The 19,632-nt window shown below is 60.0% G+C and carries 16 protein-coding genes; 2 read left to right on the top strand and 14 right to left on the bottom strand.

Annotated features, from left to right (window positions below):
* Positions 1 to 9 precede the first annotated feature (9 nt).
* The 3 genes from V2I30_RS06495 to V2I30_RS06485 form a co-directional block, all read right to left on the bottom strand.
* Entirely contained in the window at positions 10 to 3,936 is a 3,927-nt protein-coding gene (locus V2I30_RS06495; protein ID WP_442896907.1) for a CheR family methyltransferase, read from the bottom strand.
* A 523-nt stretch (positions 3,937 to 4,459) separates the two neighbouring features.
* Positions 4,460 to 5,884 (bottom strand): HWE histidine kinase domain-containing protein, encoded by a 1,425-nt coding sequence (locus tag V2I30_RS06490; protein ID WP_330661277.1) that lies wholly within the window; start codon positions 5,882 to 5,884, stop codon positions 4,460 to 4,462.
* Positions 5,885 to 5,894: 10 nt separating this feature from the next.
* A complete protein-coding gene (locus V2I30_RS06485; protein ID WP_330661276.1) occupies positions 5,895 to 6,647 on the bottom strand; it encodes a Crp/Fnr family transcriptional regulator in 753 nt (250 codons plus the stop codon).
* A gap of 483 nt (positions 6,648 to 7,130) precedes the next feature.
* Between V2I30_RS06485 and V2I30_RS06480 the strand changes: the two genes are divergently transcribed.
* Positions 7,131 to 7,610: a CBS domain-containing protein gene (locus V2I30_RS06480; protein ID WP_330661275.1), complete on the top strand. Its 480-nt coding sequence runs from the start codon at positions 7,131 to 7,133 to the stop codon at positions 7,608 to 7,610.
* A gap of 49 nt (positions 7,611 to 7,659) precedes the next feature.
* On the opposite strand, the gene V2I30_RS06475 is transcribed toward V2I30_RS06480, so the two are convergent.
* From V2I30_RS06475 to V2I30_RS06425, 11 genes are read right to left on the bottom strand one after another with little or no spacing between them, the layout of a single operon-like run.
* On the bottom strand, positions 7,660 to 8,556 hold the full coding sequence (locus tag V2I30_RS06475) for a glycosyltransferase (protein ID WP_330661273.1): 897 nt from the start codon (positions 8,554 to 8,556) through the stop codon (positions 7,660 to 7,662).
* Complete coding sequence (locus V2I30_RS06470) at positions 8,553 to 9,200, bottom strand: hypothetical protein (protein WP_330661272.1); 648 nt, start codon at positions 9,198 to 9,200, stop codon at positions 8,553 to 8,555. Before V2I30_RS06470 ends, V2I30_RS06475 begins: the two co-directional genes overlap by 4 nt.
* Positions 9,197 to 10,123, bottom strand: coding sequence for a hypothetical protein (locus tag V2I30_RS06465; RefSeq protein WP_330661271.1), 927 nt, complete (start codon positions 10,121 to 10,123; stop codon positions 9,197 to 9,199). Before V2I30_RS06465 ends, V2I30_RS06470 begins: the two co-directional genes overlap by 4 nt.
* Before the next feature lie 10 nt (positions 10,124 to 10,133).
* Positions 10,134 to 10,823: an acetyltransferase gene (locus V2I30_RS06460; protein ID WP_330661270.1), complete on the bottom strand. Its 690-nt coding sequence runs from the start codon at positions 10,821 to 10,823 to the stop codon at positions 10,134 to 10,136.
* A complete protein-coding gene (locus V2I30_RS06455) occupies positions 10,816 to 11,568 on the bottom strand; it encodes a WbqC family protein (RefSeq protein ID WP_330661269.1) in 753 nt (250 codons plus the stop codon). The genes V2I30_RS06460 and V2I30_RS06455 overlap by 8 nt, the downstream gene beginning before the upstream one ends.
* Entirely contained in the window at positions 11,565 to 12,656 is a 1,092-nt protein-coding gene (locus V2I30_RS06450; protein WP_330661268.1) for a DegT/DnrJ/EryC1/StrS family aminotransferase, read from the bottom strand. Before V2I30_RS06450 ends, V2I30_RS06455 begins: the two co-directional genes overlap by 4 nt.
* On the bottom strand, positions 12,653 to 13,813 hold the full coding sequence (locus V2I30_RS06445) for a glycosyltransferase family protein (RefSeq protein WP_330661267.1): 1,161 nt from the start codon (positions 13,811 to 13,813) through the stop codon (positions 12,653 to 12,655). Before V2I30_RS06445 ends, V2I30_RS06450 begins: the two co-directional genes overlap by 4 nt.
* Positions 13,810 to 14,910, bottom strand: coding sequence for a DegT/DnrJ/EryC1/StrS family aminotransferase (locus V2I30_RS06440; protein WP_330661266.1), 1,101 nt, complete (start codon positions 14,908 to 14,910; stop codon positions 13,810 to 13,812). The genes V2I30_RS06445 and V2I30_RS06440 overlap by 4 nt, the downstream gene beginning before the upstream one ends.
* On the bottom strand, positions 14,907 to 15,908 hold the full coding sequence (locus V2I30_RS06435) for a GNAT family N-acetyltransferase (RefSeq protein ID WP_330661265.1): 1,002 nt from the start codon (positions 15,906 to 15,908) through the stop codon (positions 14,907 to 14,909). Before V2I30_RS06435 ends, V2I30_RS06440 begins: the two co-directional genes overlap by 4 nt.
* On the bottom strand, positions 15,908 to 16,966 hold the full coding sequence (locus tag V2I30_RS06430) for a Gfo/Idh/MocA family protein (RefSeq protein WP_330661263.1): 1,059 nt from the start codon (positions 16,964 to 16,966) through the stop codon (positions 15,908 to 15,910). Before V2I30_RS06430 ends, V2I30_RS06435 begins: the two co-directional genes overlap by 1 nt.
* Before the next feature lie 14 nt (positions 16,967 to 16,980).
* Complete coding sequence (locus V2I30_RS06425) at positions 16,981 to 17,718, bottom strand: formyltransferase family protein (protein ID WP_330661261.1); 738 nt, start codon at positions 17,716 to 17,718, stop codon at positions 16,981 to 16,983.
* Positions 17,719 to 17,805: 87 nt separating this feature from the next.
* Between V2I30_RS06425 and V2I30_RS06420 the strand changes: the two genes are divergently transcribed.
* Positions 17,806 to 19,611 carry an ABC transporter ATP-binding protein gene (locus tag V2I30_RS06420; protein WP_330661260.1) on the top strand — a complete coding sequence of 602 codons (1,806 nt, stop codon included), beginning with the start codon at positions 17,806 to 17,808 and terminating at the stop codon, positions 19,609 to 19,611.
* Positions 19,612 to 19,632: the final 21 nt, after the last annotated feature.

Raw genomic sequence — 19,632 nt, 5'->3', positions numbered from 1 at the left:
CCGCGCCCCTCATTCCCGATCCAGCGGAAAATTCGCCGACCATCTAAGGCCGCTTTTCGCATACTCGATCTCGGCGGTGCCTTCCAGATCGGGACCCACGACCTTCTGAAGCAGAAAGCTGCCGAAACCTGAACTGGTGTCGTCCGGCTTTGCCACATCTGGCCCTCCCGTTTCGGTCCAGTCCAATTGCAACAGACCGCCCTCGTCGATCGTCGACGTCAGGTGGATGCGACCTCGCTCGTTTGAGAGGGCGCCATATTTTGCAGCATTCGTCACGAGCTCGTGAAAAGCCAGGGTCAGAGCAAGCATCTGTTTCGGCGTAAGTTTCGGATTATCGCCTTCGAACTTCAAGCGATCCGAAACGCTTTCGACGAAAGGCTTGACCTCCTGCCGAACGATCGTTTTGAGGCGCGCGCCCCTCCAATCTTGCTCTGTCAGCAAATCGTGTGTTTTCGCTATCGCATAAATGCGGTCGGTCAGCGTCTTCGTGAACTGTTGGACATCGGTTGCCTTGTTCGACGAGAACCGAATAATCGCCATAACGGTTGCGAGGGTGTTTTTTACCCGGTGTTGCAACTCGTGTAACAACAGCGATTGCTGATCGTCGGCATTTCGACGGTCGGTGATGTCCATCACCGTCCCGGCAAAGCCTTCCAATTCGCCATCGTTCGTAAGCCGCGGTCGACTGTGCGCTTCAATCCACCTTATCTCGCCGTCCGCACGCCTGATGCGGCATTGGAAATCGTAGCTGCTCCTGTTCGCTACCGCTTCGTCGAATGTCTTTCGAACGGCTTCCCGCTCCTCTTCCACGACATACTCGATAAAGATCTCGAAGTTCCATTCCGGCACGAGTTCTTCATGTCCGAAGATTTGATCGTGCAGGAGGGTTCGCTCTAGTTCATTAGTTGTGAGATCGTAATCCCATGCGCCGATTTCGCCCGTGCTCAATGCAAAGTTCAGACGTTCCTGACTTTCGCTAAGTTCGACCAGCGTTTGCTCGAGCTCCATCTGGAGGCGTTTCTGCTCGGTGACTTCGGTAACGCAACTACCGACCGCGAAGACTTCTCCTTCGAGCGTCCGAACGGGGTAGTAATCAACGATCCAGTACCGTTCGACGTCGGGTTGAGCCGGCGTTGTGCCCACCACCTCGTTGTGGAGCGATGGCTTTCCGGTTTCGATCACTTCGCATTGAATGCCGCTTATCTGCTCGTGGATGTCCGGCAGCATTTCGCCCTGCAGCCGCCCAATGTGGTCTTCTGCCGGAAAGCCGTTGATCTCGGCGAGCCGTTCATTGATCCGAAGGTAGCGCAATTCCTTGTCGAGCAGGCTTAGACCGACGGGGGTCGTATCGTACAGGGATTCCAGTTCGGCCAGTTGCCGTGCGAGCGTGTCGGCGTTTTCCTGAAGCTGTTGTTCGGCCTTCTTTCGAGCGGTTATGTCGAACAGCGTAAGGACGCTGCCATCGATACGGTTATCGACCCGCCGATATGGCCGGATGCGCAAGAGAAACGTCTCCCCGGTCGCGTCCATTGTAACCTCGCGTTCGATCGGTTGCAGCGTTTCGGCGACCTTGGCGGTATCGGCTTCCAGCTCTTCGTAAGTGACCTTCCATTTCAGATCGTTGATCGAGCGTCCGATATCGCGATCCTGTATGCCGAACAGCCTTTGAGACGCAGGGGTATAGCGTCTGACGCTAAGGCCCTCGTCCAGAAAGACCGTCGCGATATCCGTGCTGTCGAAAAGGTTCTTGAGATCGGAGTTGGCGGACAATAGCTGCCGATTGTTCTCGGTAAGCTCCGAATTGACAGTCTCGAGCTCTTCGTTGATCGATTGCAGTTCCTCGCGCGAGGTTTCCAGTTCCTCGTTCGAGCTCTGCAGCTCTTCGTTCATCGAAAGCAGTTCTTCATTGGAGCTTTTCAGCTCCTGTTCGGTGGATTCGTAACTCGCCAACGTGGCGTTGAGCTTCTGCCGTGTCGCGGCGAGCTCTCGTTCCACCAGGTCGCGTTCGGCATCGTCGCGAATTTCGGCGGCGTCGGTGATTTCCGCCAATTCCTGCGTTCGTACCGGCTGGAGGGTTATCAGGATCGCGTCCTGCTGGAAGGGCAGGGGTGCAGCTTCGAGGTCTACGACATGCGGTTCGCCGACCTCGGTGACGAAAATGTTTTTCGCCGTCGCTATCGCGCCGCTCTTGCGCGCCTCGCGTATGGCGCTGCGCACGGGCAATCTCAGGTCCCGCGTCAGGAACTGGTCCAGCGCCGCCGATGGCATTCCCTGAGCGGGCTTGATGTAGCTGGCCATCCTCTCGGAGATGTAGCTTATTTCATCATTCGCATTGATGCTGGCGAAAGGTGGCGCGCTTTGCCGGGCGAAATAGGAGAACAATTGCTGTTCGAATGTTGGTTCGAGCTTGGCCGCTTCCATCCCCTCCGATTGTTGGGGTCGCACCAAACGCCGCTCGCGGCGCAGGGCATCGGTATGGGTCGTCGGAAGTGTCGAGAATGTCGGTTGCGTTTCGTCGTTGCGTTGGAAAAGCCGGGTGTCTCGATTGATCGTTTGGAAGTATTTCGACTGGTCGCCCAGCGATTCGGAGGGGCCGAGAAACAGAAATCCGCCCTTGTTCAATGCATAATGAAAGCGCGGAATGACCTTCTTCTGGATCTCCGTGGTAAGATAGATGAGCAAATTTCGGCAGGCGATCAGATCCAGCCGGGAAAAGGGAAGATCCTGCAAAAGATTGTGAGGCGCGAAAATGCATTTCTCGCGCAATTCGGGGGCGACCTGGTAGTTACCGTTCGTCTTTTGGAAGTAGCGATCGCGCCGTTCCTCCGACACTCCTTCGAGCTGGCTCTCGGAATAAAAGCCGGCCCGCGCATGGGTCAGCGCCGCTCCGTCGATATCCGTACCGAAGATCTGCCACTGCCGTTTGTCGCGGCTTTCGGCCATGGCCTCGGAAAGGAGCATCGCGATCGAATAGGCTTCTTCGCCGGTAGAGCATCCCGGCACCCAGATCCTGAAATTGTTCTGATCGCGATTGAGCATCGGAACGATCGCCTTCGCCTTAAGCTGGACGAAGGCATCGTCATCGCGGAAGAAGCGGGTGACGCCGATCAGGAAATCCTGCAGGAGCCTGCTTCGCTCTTCGGCGTTGTTGCGCAGAACGTCGACGAAACCGCCGACATCGCGTTCGCGCCGGAGGGTCATTCGTCGCTCGACCCGCCGGATCAGCGTTCCCGGCTTGTATTCGGAAAAATCGTGGCCTTCACCATCGTCGAGCGTTGCGGTGATCTCATCAAGAGCCTCTTCTATATCTTTTTGCCGCTGCTGCGCCCCCGCTTCGCTAAGCACTTCGATGCGATGGTTCAGAATTTCGGTAAGGCGGGCGGGAATGTGTCGCGGCGTCAGCGCAAAATCGACAAGCCCGGTTGCAGCTGCGCTGTCGGGCATCCCGGGAAAACGCGCGCTCTCGCTCTTCTGAACGATCGCAAAACCGCCTGCCTGTTTGATCGCTCGAACACCTATCGTCCCGTCGCTGCCTGTGCCCGATAATATGACTGCGAAGGCGGATCGACCTCTGGCTTCTGCCAGCGATTCCAGAAACTGATCGATCGGAGTGCGCAGCGTTTGGTCTGTATCACGCTCGTGAAGGTGGAGCATGGAGCCTTCGACTGTAGCCGAGGGACCTGCGGGCAGAACGTAAATCGTATCGGGCTCGACCTTTTGGCGCTCCTCGATCTTTACGACGGGAATGGCCGCATGGGTGCCGAGCAGCTGATCCATGATCGAGGGATGGTTCGGCGAAAGGTGCTGGATGATGACATAGGCCATACCGGTATTCTCCGGAATGGCTTTTACGAGCTCGCTGAGCGCCTCCAGTCCCCCTGCCGAAGCGCCGATACCAACGATAGGGCAGCCTTCGTTTTCCTTAGGTTCGGTCATAAGCCCCTAACATGTTGAAACTGCGCCATCATGATACCGGTGCGGATTTTACAGAAGACGTAGCCATCCGTCTGTTTCCAGAAAGCTGGCCTGGACCAGCACGAGGAGCAAACTCCTACAATCGGCGGAAATTCTAACATACCCGGAATGCTGAAGTCCCCCGTGAACAGGAAAGATAGTGCAACGAAGCACCCGTCTGCGCATCATCCTGAGAAAGACCCCAACATTTTTTGTGCCGGTATCGAACGTTTTGGACGCATAGTGCCTCAACGGGAGTTACGATATGTCAAACTATCAAGTGCGAGTCGTTTCGCCATCGGGCGGGTCAGATGATGGAATTTTCTTCGAACTCGAAGCGAAGACGCGGTACGAGGCGCTTATGCTCGCGCAGCAAAAATGCGGGTCCAGGCCGTCCGAACTATGGCAAGGCGATCGCCGTCTAGCCCGCATTCGCAACGTCGGTTCGCGCGATACTCCGGTGTGGCAGGTGGAATGAAACCACAGTCTCGAAGAAAAGCGGCGTCTAGTTAACCCGGCTGGCTACGGCTGCCGCCGCACCGTCGAGCAGTACGGCCTGTGACGCGGGTTTGGCGACAACGATCTCATTCGCCATGCGCTCCGGCAACTCGGCCTTCACATCGAACCCAGTCACGAAAACCGTCGGAATTCGCAGCGCCGCCAAGCGGTCTGCAAGCTCAAGGATGGACTCGTTCGTCATCGCGAAGTCCAGAACGGCAAAATCGATCGTCGAAAGATCGAATTTCAGGGCATCCTGAACTTTCGTAAACGTGCCGACCACGTCGACACCTGCCCTCTCCAGCGCATCGGCGTTCTGTTCCGCAAGCAGCCATTCGTCGTCGACGACGATCGCCTTTGTATCTTTCAGGCGACCGTGATCGAGGCGCTTTTGGGGCAGGAATTCATCATCGTCCGGGCCAAGCTCGTCGAGTGCTTCGTTTTCGACAGGTATCGCAATCTTCAATGATACCCCGCCTGCGCCCCAATCGCTTGTGACATCAGCGTCCAGCTGCTCCGGCAGTAATTGGTGCAGAACGCTCATCCCGAAACCATGGGTTGCTGGCTCGGGAGCGTCCGGGCCGCCTTCTTCGATCCAGGAAATGATGACGCTCTTTTCGAAATCCCCCTGGCGGGAGATGTCGATGCGCACGCGCCCTTCTGGGTCGGAGAGAGAGCCGTAGCTGGCCGCGTTGATAGCGAGTTCATGGAACAGGATGGCAAGCGGTTGCGCATAATAAGCGGGGAGCAGGATTTGCGGCCCTGATATCGCGACCCGGCCGTCCGCTTCGAATTGCCCCAGCTCCGCCCGCAGCAGGGTGTTAAGATCGATCATGCTCCATCGCGACTGCAACAGCAGCCCCTGCAATCTTGCGATCGCTTCGAGCCTCGCCGCGAAAGCCGTCTTGAAATCGTCTATGTCCGAAGCGCTCTTCGATGTGGTTTGCAGGATGGAGAGAATGACCGAAACAAGATTTCGCACGCGATGATCGACATCCCGCAACAGGCTTTCGAATTCGACTGCCTGTTTGTGTCGATGCGTCGCATCGCACATCACACCCACGATCCGTAGGGACTCGTTCGGACCGCTTACCCTCCTGCCCGATGCCATCAGCAGCATCGTGGTTCCGGAAGGACCGCAGAAGCGGAACTTTTCCGAAACCGCCTCGCCCGTTTCGATGGCGCGCCGCAATGCCGCGAGCACCCGATCGTGATCCGCGCCGTGGATCCTTCTCAGGAAAGGGATAGCATTCGATTCGGATTGTTCACGATCGAGGCCGACAAGGTCCCGCAAAGCGTCATCGAGCGCGATTTCTCCGCTTTCGAGATCAAACGACCAGGTACCCATATCTCCTTGCTCGAGAGCGAGTTCCAGCAACGTCGAGTGGACCGCCTTATCTGAAGCAGGTAGATTTCCGTCGAGGTTCGTCATGCCGAATTTCCTAGCATGATCCCTCGTAGTGCAGTTGCCGCCTAAGGCGAGCCGGGTCCGTCAACCGGAAGCGTCCTCGCTTTCGTTCGATCTCGCCGGCTTTCTCCATACGCGACAGGACCCGGTTCACGTGAACTTCGGTCAATCCCAGCAGGTCTGCCATCTCTTCCTGTGTCAGGTAGTAAGGAATCCAGGTCGAGGAGGCGTCCGGAATGAAAAACTCCTCGATCAGGTCGAGCAGATAGATCGTGACGCGGTGCGAAGCCGGCAATGCTATGAGCGTGCGGATCCTCTGCCAAAGACGTTTTCGGCGAGCATCTTCGGCCGCTTTCAGAGCGGTGTTCAGCGCCGCGTGCTCGTCAAGGAACGATGTGAATTTCGACGGGTCGAGGACAGCGACCTTCGCCCCGCGTTTGATCTGCAGGTTCGGCTTGAAGTCCGGGTCGTCGATCCGGCCCCAGTTGCAGATGGAACCCGGCCCGAAAAAATCTTCGATATGGCGGCGCCCGCCAACAAGATGATTGAAGGTGAAAGCAACGCCGTCGAGCAGCAGATATACCGACTGGTCGCTATCGGGGTTGGCCCAGATGATGGTTTCGTCGTCGGTCGACCTGATATTCGTGAGCACGCTGCGCATGTCGGGCAAGCGAAGCTCGGGGTCGTAACGCTTGAGCGATGTGACGAATGCATCCCACGTCGATTGGGTGGCCCGCTTCCCACCCGAAGGCATTAAAGCGACGCGCGGGCCCGGCCGCTCATACATGGCGGGTGGCCTTCGTCGAAGTTCGCCCAGCGGGAATTTTGCCACCAACGCCAAATCGCATGAACCTTCGATAACAAACAATGGCCACTTCGCGAAGGTCCGACGTGCAAATGGCCGAAATATGCTTATTTCCGCCCCCTTCGACCTTCGAACGGCATGTGTTCGCACGCGACACAGGATTCCCCCTCCACCGGCTCAGGGTCGGGAGAAGTGGCCGGGGAGGGGGAAAATGCGAGCAAGGGGGGATGCTCGCCAGGGGAAAAAGAGAAATGACACACGCTGAGGCCATTGACCCCTAAAATTGTTGTGAACCCGAAATTCCGAGCGTTTTTTCTTAAGCGCGCCCTACCTTGCTGAATCTATTAGTCATTTCGAGCAATAGAGGCAGCTCCTAGCGAATGTATCTCCTCAACCAAACCAATGTTGGGGTGCCCCTTTTGTCTTCGCCCTATTTTCGCGAAGCCGACCACGAAAGGATGTTCTATGGTAGAAATCTCGAAGCTGATGACCAAAGATGTAGTGACGATTCCGTCGTCGGCTTCGATCGAGGAAGCGGCCACTATCATGCGTGATGAGAATATCGGCGCGCTTCCGGTGACTTATCGAGACCGGGTTGTCGGAATAGTGACCGATCGCGACATCGTGCTGAGGTCGGTCGCGGAATTCCGAACGTTGAGTACCGACCCGGTCTCCAAGATCATGACGCGCGATGTTCGCTCTTGCTTGCCTACCGACGATATCGAGACAGCCGTTGCGCTGATGGCGCGATGCCAGATCCGAAGGCTGCCCGTTGAGAACCGCGATGGAACCCTTTGCGGCATTCTCAGCCTGTCGGATTTGTCCCAGCAGTATGAGGACGGGGCATCATTTGCCTTGAGCGAAATCTGCAATCCGTTGGAGATGGTAGCTGCTTCCGACTTTATCGCCGTCGAAAGCCGTGCTGGGATCAGCCAAGCAGCATGAGTTCGCCCTGCGGCGAGCCGCCTACCGTTTCGCCGCTTGATTTATCTATTCAGCGCCGCCGGCCCAGCGCGTGTTCTAGCCAGCGGGTAATGGCGGCGGGGTCCTTCCCCACCAGTTGCCCGGCGAGCAAAGCTGCCTCGGCGAAGCGGCCCTCGGCCAGCGCAACGATGCGCCGTGCGCGCAACAGGTTCATCTTCTGGCGTAAAGTCACGGCCTGCGGGAATTGCTTTGCGAGGAGCGGCCAGTCGTGGACGAAGGTTTGCGCCCACTCTGTGTTGCCCTGACGATCGGTTACCGACGCGCGATGTTGTTGATAGACCGAACGGATGCGGGGGTCGAAATGGATCGGCCCGTGGCTCGCAGCCATCAGAAACAGCGCGTAATCGGCGGCATGAACGTCGTTGAACCAATCTGGAAATTGGATGAGATGGCGACGGCAGACGAAGGTTGATGTCTGAATGAGCTGCTTGTCGAAGATGTCCGCAGTTTGGCAATCGAGCGGCTTTCCATCATCCTGTCTCACTTGGTCATAGGACAAGGTTTCGGGCGAGCGGCTGATGACGAAACCATGCGCCGCCCCGCCATGACCGGGCGAGCGTTCGAGGAAGTCCACCTGGCGCTGTAACTTTAGCGGGTCGAGCCAGTAGTCGTCTCCATCAAGCAAAGCGAGGTAATCGCCTGTGCAACTTTCAAGGTTGGCGATGTTGTTGACCCGGCCTGGGATACCGCTCGGCCTTTCCGGTTGAAGGTTGAGCACGATGCGATCGGGATATCGGTCACGGTAGGTCTGCAGGATGCCGCGCGTACCGTCGTCCGAAAAATCGTCGCCGATATGGATCGTAACGGGAAAGTCGGTCTGTTGAGCAAGCGCGCTGTCGATGGCCCGCCCAATGAAATCACGATGATTGTAGGTGATGATCGAAACATCGAGCGAAGGACGCTTCATCGATCGAGACTGGTGAATAGATGCGCATCGAGCCGCTCTGGCGGACCGCGATCAATCAGCTGCCGCTTCGCGCTTCGGCTCTGCGCGATGGCCCGAAAGTCGAACGAAACGCGCGAGCGACCTGTGTCATTCGCGGCTGCGCCATGGCTCAGCGAGGCGCCGTCGAATGCTAGGAATTCACCTGGTCCCATTTCCACCGGCGCGTGATCACCGTGCCCAGGCGCGCTTTCGATCCAGATGCTGTTTGTGCCGGCAGCGGACGTCAACGGCACCCAAAAGTTCACTTCCTCCAGGGCATGACCATAATCGGCATCGCGATGAAACCGCGCTTCGCCCGAGGTCTCGCGGAACAGCAGCCGCACCGTTGGACACGCCTGATAATGGATCGGCTCCTCGAACAAGGGGCGGATCACTTCGGCAACGAAGCGGTGATAGAGGCCGCGAAAACGCTCCGAGCGTTCGTCCAGAAGAGCCGTTCGCAGATTCCGGTAAAGCGGATCGTGCTCCATGACCTTATAAATCGAACCGTCGGGCTTCGACCCTGCTTCAGCCTGCAAGGCAGTGAGGTCGTCAACTCCGAGCATTTCAGCCAGCGCATCGGGAAAGGGGAAGGTGGCTAGGTCGTAACGATGAATGCCGATCATGCCTTCCTCCAGGCATGGCCGATGCCACGCTCACCAAACCCGTTGCCGTTGTAGAACAGGTGAAGAATGCCGCGATGTCGCAAGATGCAGGGATAGGTCTGCATTTTCGCATCGAAAACTCCGGGCGTCGTGTCGGGACCGCCCGAGCGATCGAGACGCTCCCAGGAAAGCCCGTCCTGCGAGATGGCCTCGCCGATCCGGTAGCTGCCCGGCCCGTTGCGAAAGTTGCGGCTGGCCCGGTGGCAGAACCACATGCGATAGACGCCGTCATGCGTATCGACCGTCGGGCGGGCGATCGCCTCTTCATCGTGGCGCGCGGGTAGGACGGGCTTCGCGTCGCGCTGCCATTCGATGCCATCGTGCGAGGTCGCCTGCATGATCACGTAAATGGGCTCCTGCCGGCCCTCAACTTCGACGAAACGCACGGTCGAGGTATAAAGCATCTGCCATGTGTCGCCCCGCCTGAAGACCCATGGCGATGCCGTGAAATAGGGTTCGTCCCGGTTGCGATCGACGACGGCGCCAGGAAACGCACGCTCGAAGCTCTTCCCGCCATCGCGGCTGACCGCCATTCCGATGGCGTTGCGATAGGGCACCGACACGCTCGCATTCCAGCCGACATAATAGAGCCGCAGCTCGTCTTCGAACGGTACGACGCAGCACGGCATGATCCCGCCATCGTCGAACGTGCCCGTCTTCCCGAGCGTCATGATGGGCCGCTCTCCCAGCGCGAGCACTTGCTGCGGGTCCTCTGCGCTGACATCGAGATAGCTTGGAATGGATTGGCCCTTCTCATTGCGCGGGGCGAACAGGAGCCGGATCGTATCCTCATTCTGCAAGAACGCGGTCGGCGTGCAGGCATGGCTATGCATCCAGGGACGCTTGCCTTTCGGCTCGAAGATCAGCCCCGAACGGTTCCACACGGCGGCGCCCTCAGCCTACCGATTTGTGCGACAGGCTGTCGATCCGGTCGCTGCTTACGCGCGCGCGAACCGAGCGCGGGGCCAGCCAGACCTCATCCTCGGCGGTATCTTTGGTGATGACGGCGCCCATGCCCACCAGCGTACCAGGCGCGAGCGTCGTCTCGTCCCTAATCGTCGCATTGACGCCGAGAAAGCAATTGTTGCCTATCTCGCATGCTCCGGAGACGACAACCTGGCTGGTGATGAAGACATGGCTGCCAATCCGGGTGTGATGGCCGATATGATTTCCGCTCCACAAGATGCAATTGTCGCCGATCGTCACGAAGGGCTGGACTGTGTTGTCCTCGAAGATGAAGCAGTTCTCACCGATATCGAGATCGGGCCATGTGGTCGCCTTGGAGCTGACATAGCTGGCGCAGGTGTAACTCATCGCTTTGGCCTGTTTGAACCGTGCTTCGCGAACGGCGTTCATCTTCTTGAAGCTGATCGGCAGGAACAGATCGAACTCGTCCGCAGGATAGTGCGATGCGATCTCCTCGAACGCGACGACGGGGAGGCCATCATGTGTATCGCTTTCGAAATAGTCGCGGTCGACCGTGAAAGCGGCCACTTCGCGGTCGCTATCGTGCTGGAAATAGAAGCGCGCGAGATCGGCGAGTTGGCTGATGCCGAAGATCACGATGGGTTTGCCGTCATTCATTTTGCGTCACCCTTACAAGATCGTAGCTCGCCGCATATCGGCGAATGTCCCGTGGCTCTAGGGTTAGAATGAGCGCCAATATGCTTTGCGCGATGAAAGCCTGCGCATCTCCGCTTGACCTCGCAAAGACGAGATCGAAGCCCTCGCGCTCGAAACTCGGCCTCTCATAGAGCGCGCGTCCTCCCCAGGCGTTAACATAGGTATGGGCGCCAAGTTGGCGGCAGATCGAGAGCATCTTGCCGGATGCATCCGAGCCGCGATCATAGTCGATTTCCGAACTGCGCAGATAGTCCGGCGTCAGTCCGATGCGCTGCGCCGCCCATTTCACCGATCGTTCCGCCAACCGTGCGAGGCCGATATCGTCGGACTGCATCAGCTCGGCCAGTTCCTCGATCGCCTCCGATGGACCGTAATGCATTCGCAGGGAAGCGAGAAACTTGCGCCGCCAGTGCGGATATTGTTCGGGGTGGAGCGCAATCTCGTCGATCCGCCGGTTCTGGCTGCGGTTTCGCAGAGGGACGGTGAAACGGTATTCGCCGTCATCCAGCGGAATGCTGTTTCGGTGGGTGAAGCGCTTGGTGACGAATTGCGCATCGTCGAAGAATACGAAAATATCCGCTGCGTGTAGCAAATGGAAATAGGCGATGGACGGCAGGAAGTAGGGCTGCATCACGACCACGCGCGGCCCCTTCGGCCCCGCCGCGTCCCCCGCCGTCAGCCGAGCGCTGTCGAATCCCCGGGTCAAATGTACGCAACGACGCTTGCGATCAGTTCGACGTCATCCATCGCGAGCATAGGGCTGAGCGGAAGGCACAGGACGCGCTCGGCGATGTCTTCGGCGACGGGGCAGGGGGCATGGCCCGCCTCGCGTTTGGTAAAGGCGGGGCGGAAATATCGCCGGCTCTCGATCCCCCGATCGGCCAGCGCGCTCTGCGTGCGCGTCGTGGTTTCCTCGTCGCGGCAGATGATCGGAGCATACGCGTAATTCCACTCCAGACCGTCCCAACGCGATGGATCGAGCATGTCGAAATCGCTGCTGGCGAGGCCCGCGGCGTAGGCCTCGAAACGCTTCCGGCGAGCATCGATAAGGTTCTGCAATTGCGGCAATATGGCGAGGCCCATCGCCGCGTGGAGTTCGGACATCTTGGCGTTGAAGCCGGGCAGGACGAGGCGATCTCCATCGACGCCATTGCTCTTGAGCAACCGAACCTTCCGATCGATCGCAGCATCGCTGCAAATGACGCCGCCACCCTCGGCGGTGTGAAATACCTTGGTCGCATGAAAGCTGAGCGCGCCAATATCGCCATGCGTCACGATCGCGCGGCCGCGGTAGAAAGAACCGGTCGCATGGGCGTGATCGTAGACCGTCTTCAGTCCGTGCGCATCGGCGATATCCTGCAGAGCGTCGAAGTCGCAGGGCAGGCCGTATGAGGTGGTCACCAGGATCGCCTGCGTTCCGGGCGTGATCGCCCGCTCCACCGCCGCCGGATCAAGCGCGAAATTGACCGGATCGATATCGGCGTAGATCGGCCGGCAGCCTTGGCGAATGATCGCATTGCGGGTCGCGGCGAAGGAATAGGCTGTGACAATGATGTCGCCCGTCAGCTCGAGCGCCGCCAGCGCAAGCTGCAGCGCCGAAGTTCCCGAGGAAGCGAGCTGCAGATGTTCGGCACCGAAATAGGATCGCAGCGCGCGCGCGAGATCTACCTCGCAAGGCCCCTCGTTGGTAAGCCAGCTGCGATCCCAGATGCCTTCCAGCAGCTCTTCGTATTCGCTGCGATCGGGCATGTAAGGCTGGGTGACGCGCACCCGGTAGTCGTCATGCCCCCTCATGAGCAGCCCCCATGTGCGACGAGGCCGGCCTTGACCTTCTCTCCGAAATCGAGCGCGATATCGCGATAGCTGAAATGTTCGAGCACGTGGGCCTGTCCCCGCTGCGCGATCTCGCGTCGTTCGGCTTCGTTGCGCGCGAAATAGCGGATCTTATCCAGACAATCCTCGATGTCCGTGAAGGTTTCGAACAGGCCGGGCGGAAAGTCGTTTTCGAGATTGCTGGCCTTGCGGGTCAGCAGGAAGCCGCCGGCTCCCATCGTCTCGAACATGCGCTGGTTGTATCCGATCCCGCTGCGGATATCGAGATCGACGTAATCGTTTAGGACGATCTTCGCATCGGCGAAAATCCGGTACATCTCGAGACCCGATGTGGCCCCGTGAAATCGATCGGCAAGCGCCGGGAAAACGGCCAGCGAGGATGCGGGGCCGGTCTCATCCCACCAATAGCCCCAAAGGTCGAGAGCAAGGTCCGTTGGAGCGAGACGCTGCGCAAGCTCCTCCAGAAAGTGCGTGCGACGGGCGAAATTGGCAATTCCCAAACCGCCTACGAAGACCGCCCCGAACCGCTCGGCCGCCGGCGCGAGCTCCTCGGCGATCCGCGGGTCGAAGCCCTGGCGATTGAGATGGGTGGGAACGCCGTGCTGTTCGAAGAAATCGCGAAACACCGTGTCGTCGCAGAAGAGGAGGTCGAAATGCTGCGGATGCCAGCGCCAGGGCATTCGCGCGGCGAGCCGCGAGACCGCGAAAGCGCCGGTGCGCGGCCAGAGTTCGCTGCGGATCGGGTTGGAACGCGCAAATACGACGTCGGGGCGATGTTCCTCGCAATAGGCGGCGACCACCGCTTCCTGCCAGTCCGCGCGGCCCAATCGCTGTGTGAGGCCCGCCGCAATTCGGCGAGGTGTCGACCCGATGCCAAATAGCTCTTTGGCCGCTTTGTCGATGAAAAGGGGATCGTTGAGGAAAAATTCCTCTGCGGCCCAGCCGCCCTCTTCGTCCAGCCAATAGGTATAGAAATCGGAATAATTGCTGCGCAGGCCGATCAGCCATTCGCGGTATTCGGCGAGCGTCATCGCCCAAACCTGCGGATGTTCGGCATGTTTGCGCGCGAGATAGCCAGCCGGATGGACGACATCGAACTTGATGAGCTTCGTCGTCACGGGGTGAAGGAACCCACTGCGTCGATAACGGCCTGCTGATCGTCCGGCGAAAGCGAAGGGTGGAGCGGGATACTCAGCACCTCGCGCGCCAGACGTAAGGCTTGCGGATGCGCGCCGGGATCGACGCCCATGGGTTCGAAGGCAAGTTGTTCGGGCAGCGAGTGCGGGTAATGTACCGCGCTCTCGATGCCTGCTTGCGCGAGATGATCGCGAAGCGCGCCGCGCGCTTCATGTGTCACGGCGAACAGGTGCCAGCCATGCTCTCCTGCCCGGGCGGGGGCGGGGAGGCCGCATCCGGCGTCCTGCAGCGCCTCGCAATATCGCTCCGCCAAGCCGTGTTTGCGGGCGGTGTTGTCGTCGAGATACGGCAGTTTGATCGACAGCACCGCAGCGTTGAGCGCGTCGAGCCGGCTGTTGCGGCCGACCATTGTATGATGATGCCGCTTGGTCTGGCCATGGTTGGCGATCAGCCTGGCGGTGCGCGCATGCTTGGGGTTGGCGAACACCATGGCCCCGCCATCACCGAATCCGCCCAGATTTTTGGTGGGAAAGAAGCTGAAGATCGCCGCATCGCCGATCGCGCCGAGTTTTCTGCCGGCGAACGAGGCGCCATGTGCCTGCGCGCAATCCTCTATCAGCCATAGCCCATGCTCTTCGCAGAGGGCGCGCAGCTCGTTCAAGCGCGCTGGTCGCCCATAAAGATGAACCGGCAGAACCGCGCGCGTGCGCGGCGTAATCGCCTCGCGCACAGCGCCCGGATCGATCGTCCATTCGTCCGCCAGAATGTCCGCGAAGACCGGCCGCGCACCGATCCGCACCACCGCCTCGGCGGTGGAGATCCAAGTCATGGCCGGGACGATCACTTCATCGCCTTCGCCCAGCCCCAGCGCCTCCATCGCGATTTCGAGTGCGTCGGTTCCGTTCCCGCACGACACCATCTCGTCCGTGCCGAGATATTGCGCGAAAGCCGCTTCGAACTGGCGCACCGTCTCGCCGCCGATAAAACGAGATTCGGCGATGAGTTCGCTCAGGGCCCGGTCGAGTTCGTCGGCGATCGCTGCATGCTGCTGCGACAGGCCAAACAGCGAGATCGTCATACGAAATACCTGTAGAGCGCCTCGCCGTAGCGGCTGGCCTCGTCCGGATCTGGATCGTTTGCGACGAGGCTGGCCGTCACCTCGCTCAGCAGAGCGCGCTTTTCCCCCGCAATGTCCTCGCGTCCATCAAGCGGCGGCCAGCGATAAGTGCCTAGTGGCCATTCGCGCGCGCCCATCGCCCGCTTGAAGGAGGATAGACCGCCCTCGCTTGGGGTAAGACCCAAATCCAGGCGCGTCATCCCGGTCTCAACCGCATGATCGATCAGGGCCGCCATGGCGAGATTGTTTGGCCGCAGATGCAAACTCTCGGGATCGCTGGCGCCGAACTTGTAATAGAGAACCCCCTCATGCCGAAGCGCGAGCGCGAAGGCGAGACTGCGATCCTCATGGTAGATTTCGACGAGAAAGCCGTCACCGGCTGCAAAAAAGATGTCCGCAATCGCTTCGACGAAACGGCGCGGCTGCGGCAGCGATGCAAATTTGCTCAAGCGCTGACGGGCATAAAGGTCGTAGAACCTGCGCAGGGCCTCGCCTTCGGTTGTCAGACGAGCGGCAAGACCTGCGCGCTTCGCCTTTGCGACATTTCGCCGAAAAGCAGGCTTTGCTCCGGCAAGCCCCTTCGAGGGATCTAGTTCGTGCAGGAACGAGGCGCGCACCTGCTGCGCGTCGGGCAGGCCCGCATCGCCTGCGCATTTGATGGTGAAGCTCGCATGCGGGAAGGCCGCGCGGGCAGCTGCGATACGTTCTTCCAGGGCATTGGTCTGGCCCTGCGACGGTCCATCGCCCGGCTCGTCCCGAACGAAGCGCCGAGCATAATCGCCGAAAGCGGGCGCCACCATGCGCGCGCCGAGCGCGTCCTCTATCAGCGCAAAATGCAGTCCTGCGACCTCATGGAAGTCAAAGCCGTAGGTGCGCGTCATGACCTCGCGCCAGGATGGCGAGGTGAAGAGGTTCGGCGCATCGTCCGAACGGAAATGGGCCGGCGCGTATTTGCCCATTACCGCGCCCCGTCGTAGATCCGCTCGATTGCAGAAACCGTCAGCATACCCTCGTCGCCTTCGACGATGCCGCCGCGCGCCTCGATCACATGGCGCGCCACTTCGTGGAACAAGCGCCCGTGATTCGCCGCCGAGCCCATATACCCGCCATAATCGTTTGGCTTGTCGGGCGGACCGTCGATCGCGGGCTGGGGGTAGGATTCGACGTCCCAAAACTCGATCTGATTGAGATAGCGGCCACCGATCTTGATGGTCCCCTTTTCCCCGATGATCGTGATGCTGCCCTCGTAATTGACGTTGTAGACCGCCGTGCTCCAGTTCAGCGATCCGATCGTTCCGCTTTCGAAACGCAGTGCCGATACGCCGCAATCCTCGATCTCGATATCGTGGTGAAGCGTTCCGGTGATCGTGCGCGCATCGCGCAACGGGCCAAGCCACCATACCAAGAGGTCGATGAAATGGCTGACCTGGGTATGGAGGGCGCCCTGTTCTTCGCTAAGCGTGCCGCGCCAGGGCGAGCCGGCGTAATAGCCGGGATAGCGGTTCCAGAAGACGTTGCACTGCACCATGTAGATGCGGCCGAGGCGTTTCTCTTCGAGCGCCCGTGCGACGATCTCGACCGGGGCATTGAATCGGTTCTGCTTGACCACGATGAGACGCGTCCCGTTCTCCTGGGCGGCATCGATCATGCGGCGGGCATCCGCCTCGTTCAGCGCCATCGGCTTCTCGACCAGCGCATCTTTGCCCGACTGCGCAGCGGCGATCGCAATTTCGCTGTGCGAGCGATGCGGGGTGCAGATCGAGACGATATCGATCTCATCCATCGCGAGCAGATCGCGCAGATCGTGGAAACATTCGAGGTGCGGGAGCGCGGCACCGGCGCGTTCGAGCGCGTCGGCGTCGATATCGCACACCGCAAGCGCCTGCGAACGCGGTTCCTGCGCAATGGCGGCAAGATGGCGGCGTCCGATCTGACCGCAGCCGATCACCCCGAAGACGAGCTGACTGTCACCGCCGTCGTCGGCGGTCTCGCACTTCGTCGCGCCTGCTTGTTCCATGGATGTCAGCCGGTTCACGCTACGCGCCGTGCCAATCCGATAAGCCGTTCGCGAAGGCTGGAGCGCGCCGGCAAACCCTTCGGATCGTAGCAGAACGCGCGGCGCACGCGGTCGTGCTCGGCAGGTCCGGCATCGGCGGGCACTTGCCGCCGGGCCAGCACGTCGACTTTGCGATAGGTAAGGCCAGCGCGCTTTTCCTGAGGCATGGGTTCAAGTTCGCCCTCTATATAGGCGTGCAGATACTCCTTGATCATTTCGATCCCCAGCGCATTTGCCTCGCGCAGGAGCGAGCCGGCAGTGGCATCGGGTGCGATCACGAAGCGTTCGACGTGGAGAAGCGGACCGGTATCGATCCCGTCATCCATCAAATGAAGCGAAGCTCCGAATTGCTCCCTGCCTTCCAGGATAGCGGCGCATTCGCAGAGCGAACCGCGCATTTCGGGGAGCGGGGCGCCATGCAGATTGACCACGCCACGGCTGAACCTCGCGCGGTGTGCAGGCGTCAGGATCCGATCGAAGCGCACCGCGATACCGACATCGGCGCTCGGCATGTTATCCAGAGCGCACACAGCGACCCCCGCACGGCGAGCCCGGTCGATAACGTATTGCTCGCCAACCTGCCGTGGATCATCGTCGCGGCAAACCACGGCGACCAGATCGAAATTCTCGTCGCTCATAAGGAAATCGAAACATTCGCTCGCGGCAGAGAGCGACCCCATCAAGACAGCACTGGCAGGCTTTTTCGCAGTCATTACTGTGGGTTCGCCTTCCAAAAACAGCGCCCTACCTGAACCTCCTCGTCTTTGCTAGGGCGAACGCATGACCGGCCAGACAATCGCATGAACGAGCCGCTGGCCCGCTCCAAGATCGACAATCGCCACCTCGCCCTTCCCGCAAGGAGGGTCGCTGCGGAATTGATCGCGCTGGTCAAGACGCTGCCCAAAGCCAAGCATGGGCGGCTGTGGCTCTGTTTCGGGCTCAGCGTCCTTGTCGCGCTCAGCGAAAGCGCGGCGACGGCGATGCTGGTGCCTTTCTTCGGCGTCATGGCCGGAAGCACCCTTGCGGATCTTCCCGCCTTCGCTCGGGCGGTATTGGCGCCAGGAAGCGGGGGCGACAGCCTCGTCATCCTCGCTGCCTGTATCGCCGCTCTGTTCCTTATTGCGGCAGCGGCGCGTTTTGCCTTGCTCAAAGCGAAACTCCAGTTCGAGGAGAACGCAGCGCACATAATCGGGTTGCGCATTTTCGAGCGCGCCTTGGGGCAGCCCTACGCCGATTTCGTCGCGCGCAATTCGAGCGACATCATCTCCGGCATGGAAAAGGTCCGGGGCCTGGTTGCAGGCGTCATCGGCCCGGCGATCGACGCCCTGCTGGGTCTTGTGATGGGGATCATCATCTCCGCTGCGCTGTTCCTGATCGCGCCGGTCATGGCGCTCGGCGTGCTGGCGGTGCTGGTGCCGCTCTATTTCGTTATCACCCGTCTCTCGCACAGCAGGCTGGGCCAGGCATCGCAGGAGCTGTCCGCCACCTTCACTCAGCGGGTGAAGCTGGTTCAGGAAGGGCTTGGCGGTATTCGCGACATTAAGATCGGACGGGCGGAGAAGGACATCCTAGCACGGTTCGAAGCGGTCGACACGCGCTACCGCGACGCCAAGATCGACTCCGGTCTGATCGCGAAATCACCCGCGCTCATCATCGAGGGCGTCGCACTTGCATTCATCGTCCTCGCGGTGGCCTTATTGGCCCTGAACGACAGCGGGCTCCTGTCGGCCCTGCCGGTCGTCGGCGCGCTTGCATACGGCCTGCGCCGGCTGGTGCCGCTGTGGCAGCAGATCTATCTTCTGCGCTCGTCGCTCGCGACCTATTCCGGGCTGCTGGCAGATATCCAGGAACTGCTCACCGTCCCGCGCGAAACCTCGTTCGCCCAGCGCTTCGAGGGAAGCGGAAGAGGCCACCGGATCGCGCTGGACGCGGTCGATTTCGCCTATGCGGAGGATCAGCCAGCCGTCCTTAAGCATCTCGACCTTGCGATAGAGAAGGGCGAGCGGATCGGGCTGATGGGCCGGTCGGGTGCGGGCAAGAGCACTTTGGTCGACCTTCTTTCCGGACTACTCCTCCCCACTGCGGGGCGGATCCTGATCGACGGCGAAGTCTTGGACGAGACCAATTGCGCGCGCTGGCAGGCCGAGATCGCGCATATGCCGCAAAGCGTCTTCCTTCTCGATGATACGATAGCCGCCAATATCGCCTTTGGCACGCATACGGAGATCGATCATGGGCGCTTGTGGGAGGCCGCAGGCCATGCCGAGATTGCCGATTATATCGCCGGCCTGCCGCAGGGCTCCGACACGCGGGTAGGCGAGCGCGGCGTGCGGCTGTCGGGCGGTCAGCGCCAGCGGATCGGATTGGCGCGGGCGCTTTATCGCAAGCCGGGCTTCCTCATCCTCGACGAAAGCACGAGCGCCCTCGACGATGAAACCGAGGCGCGCATTCTGGGTTCGATCGCGCGCCTGAAGAGCGATCTGACCATATTGATGATCGCACACCGCCGCTCGACCCTGCGTTACTGCGACCGAGTTTTTGAGCTTGGCGAAGGGCGACTTCGCCCATGGCGCGAAGGGGAGAACTTTGGGGCGGGGTCGGTGTAATGTCCTTTCCCACAATAATCA

Origin of the sequence: Erythrobacter sp. (assembly GCF_036351135.1) — a bacterium.
GTDB lineage: Bacteria > Pseudomonadota > Alphaproteobacteria > Sphingomonadales > Sphingomonadaceae > Erythrobacter.
This window is presented reverse-complemented; position numbering and strand designations above follow the sequence as displayed.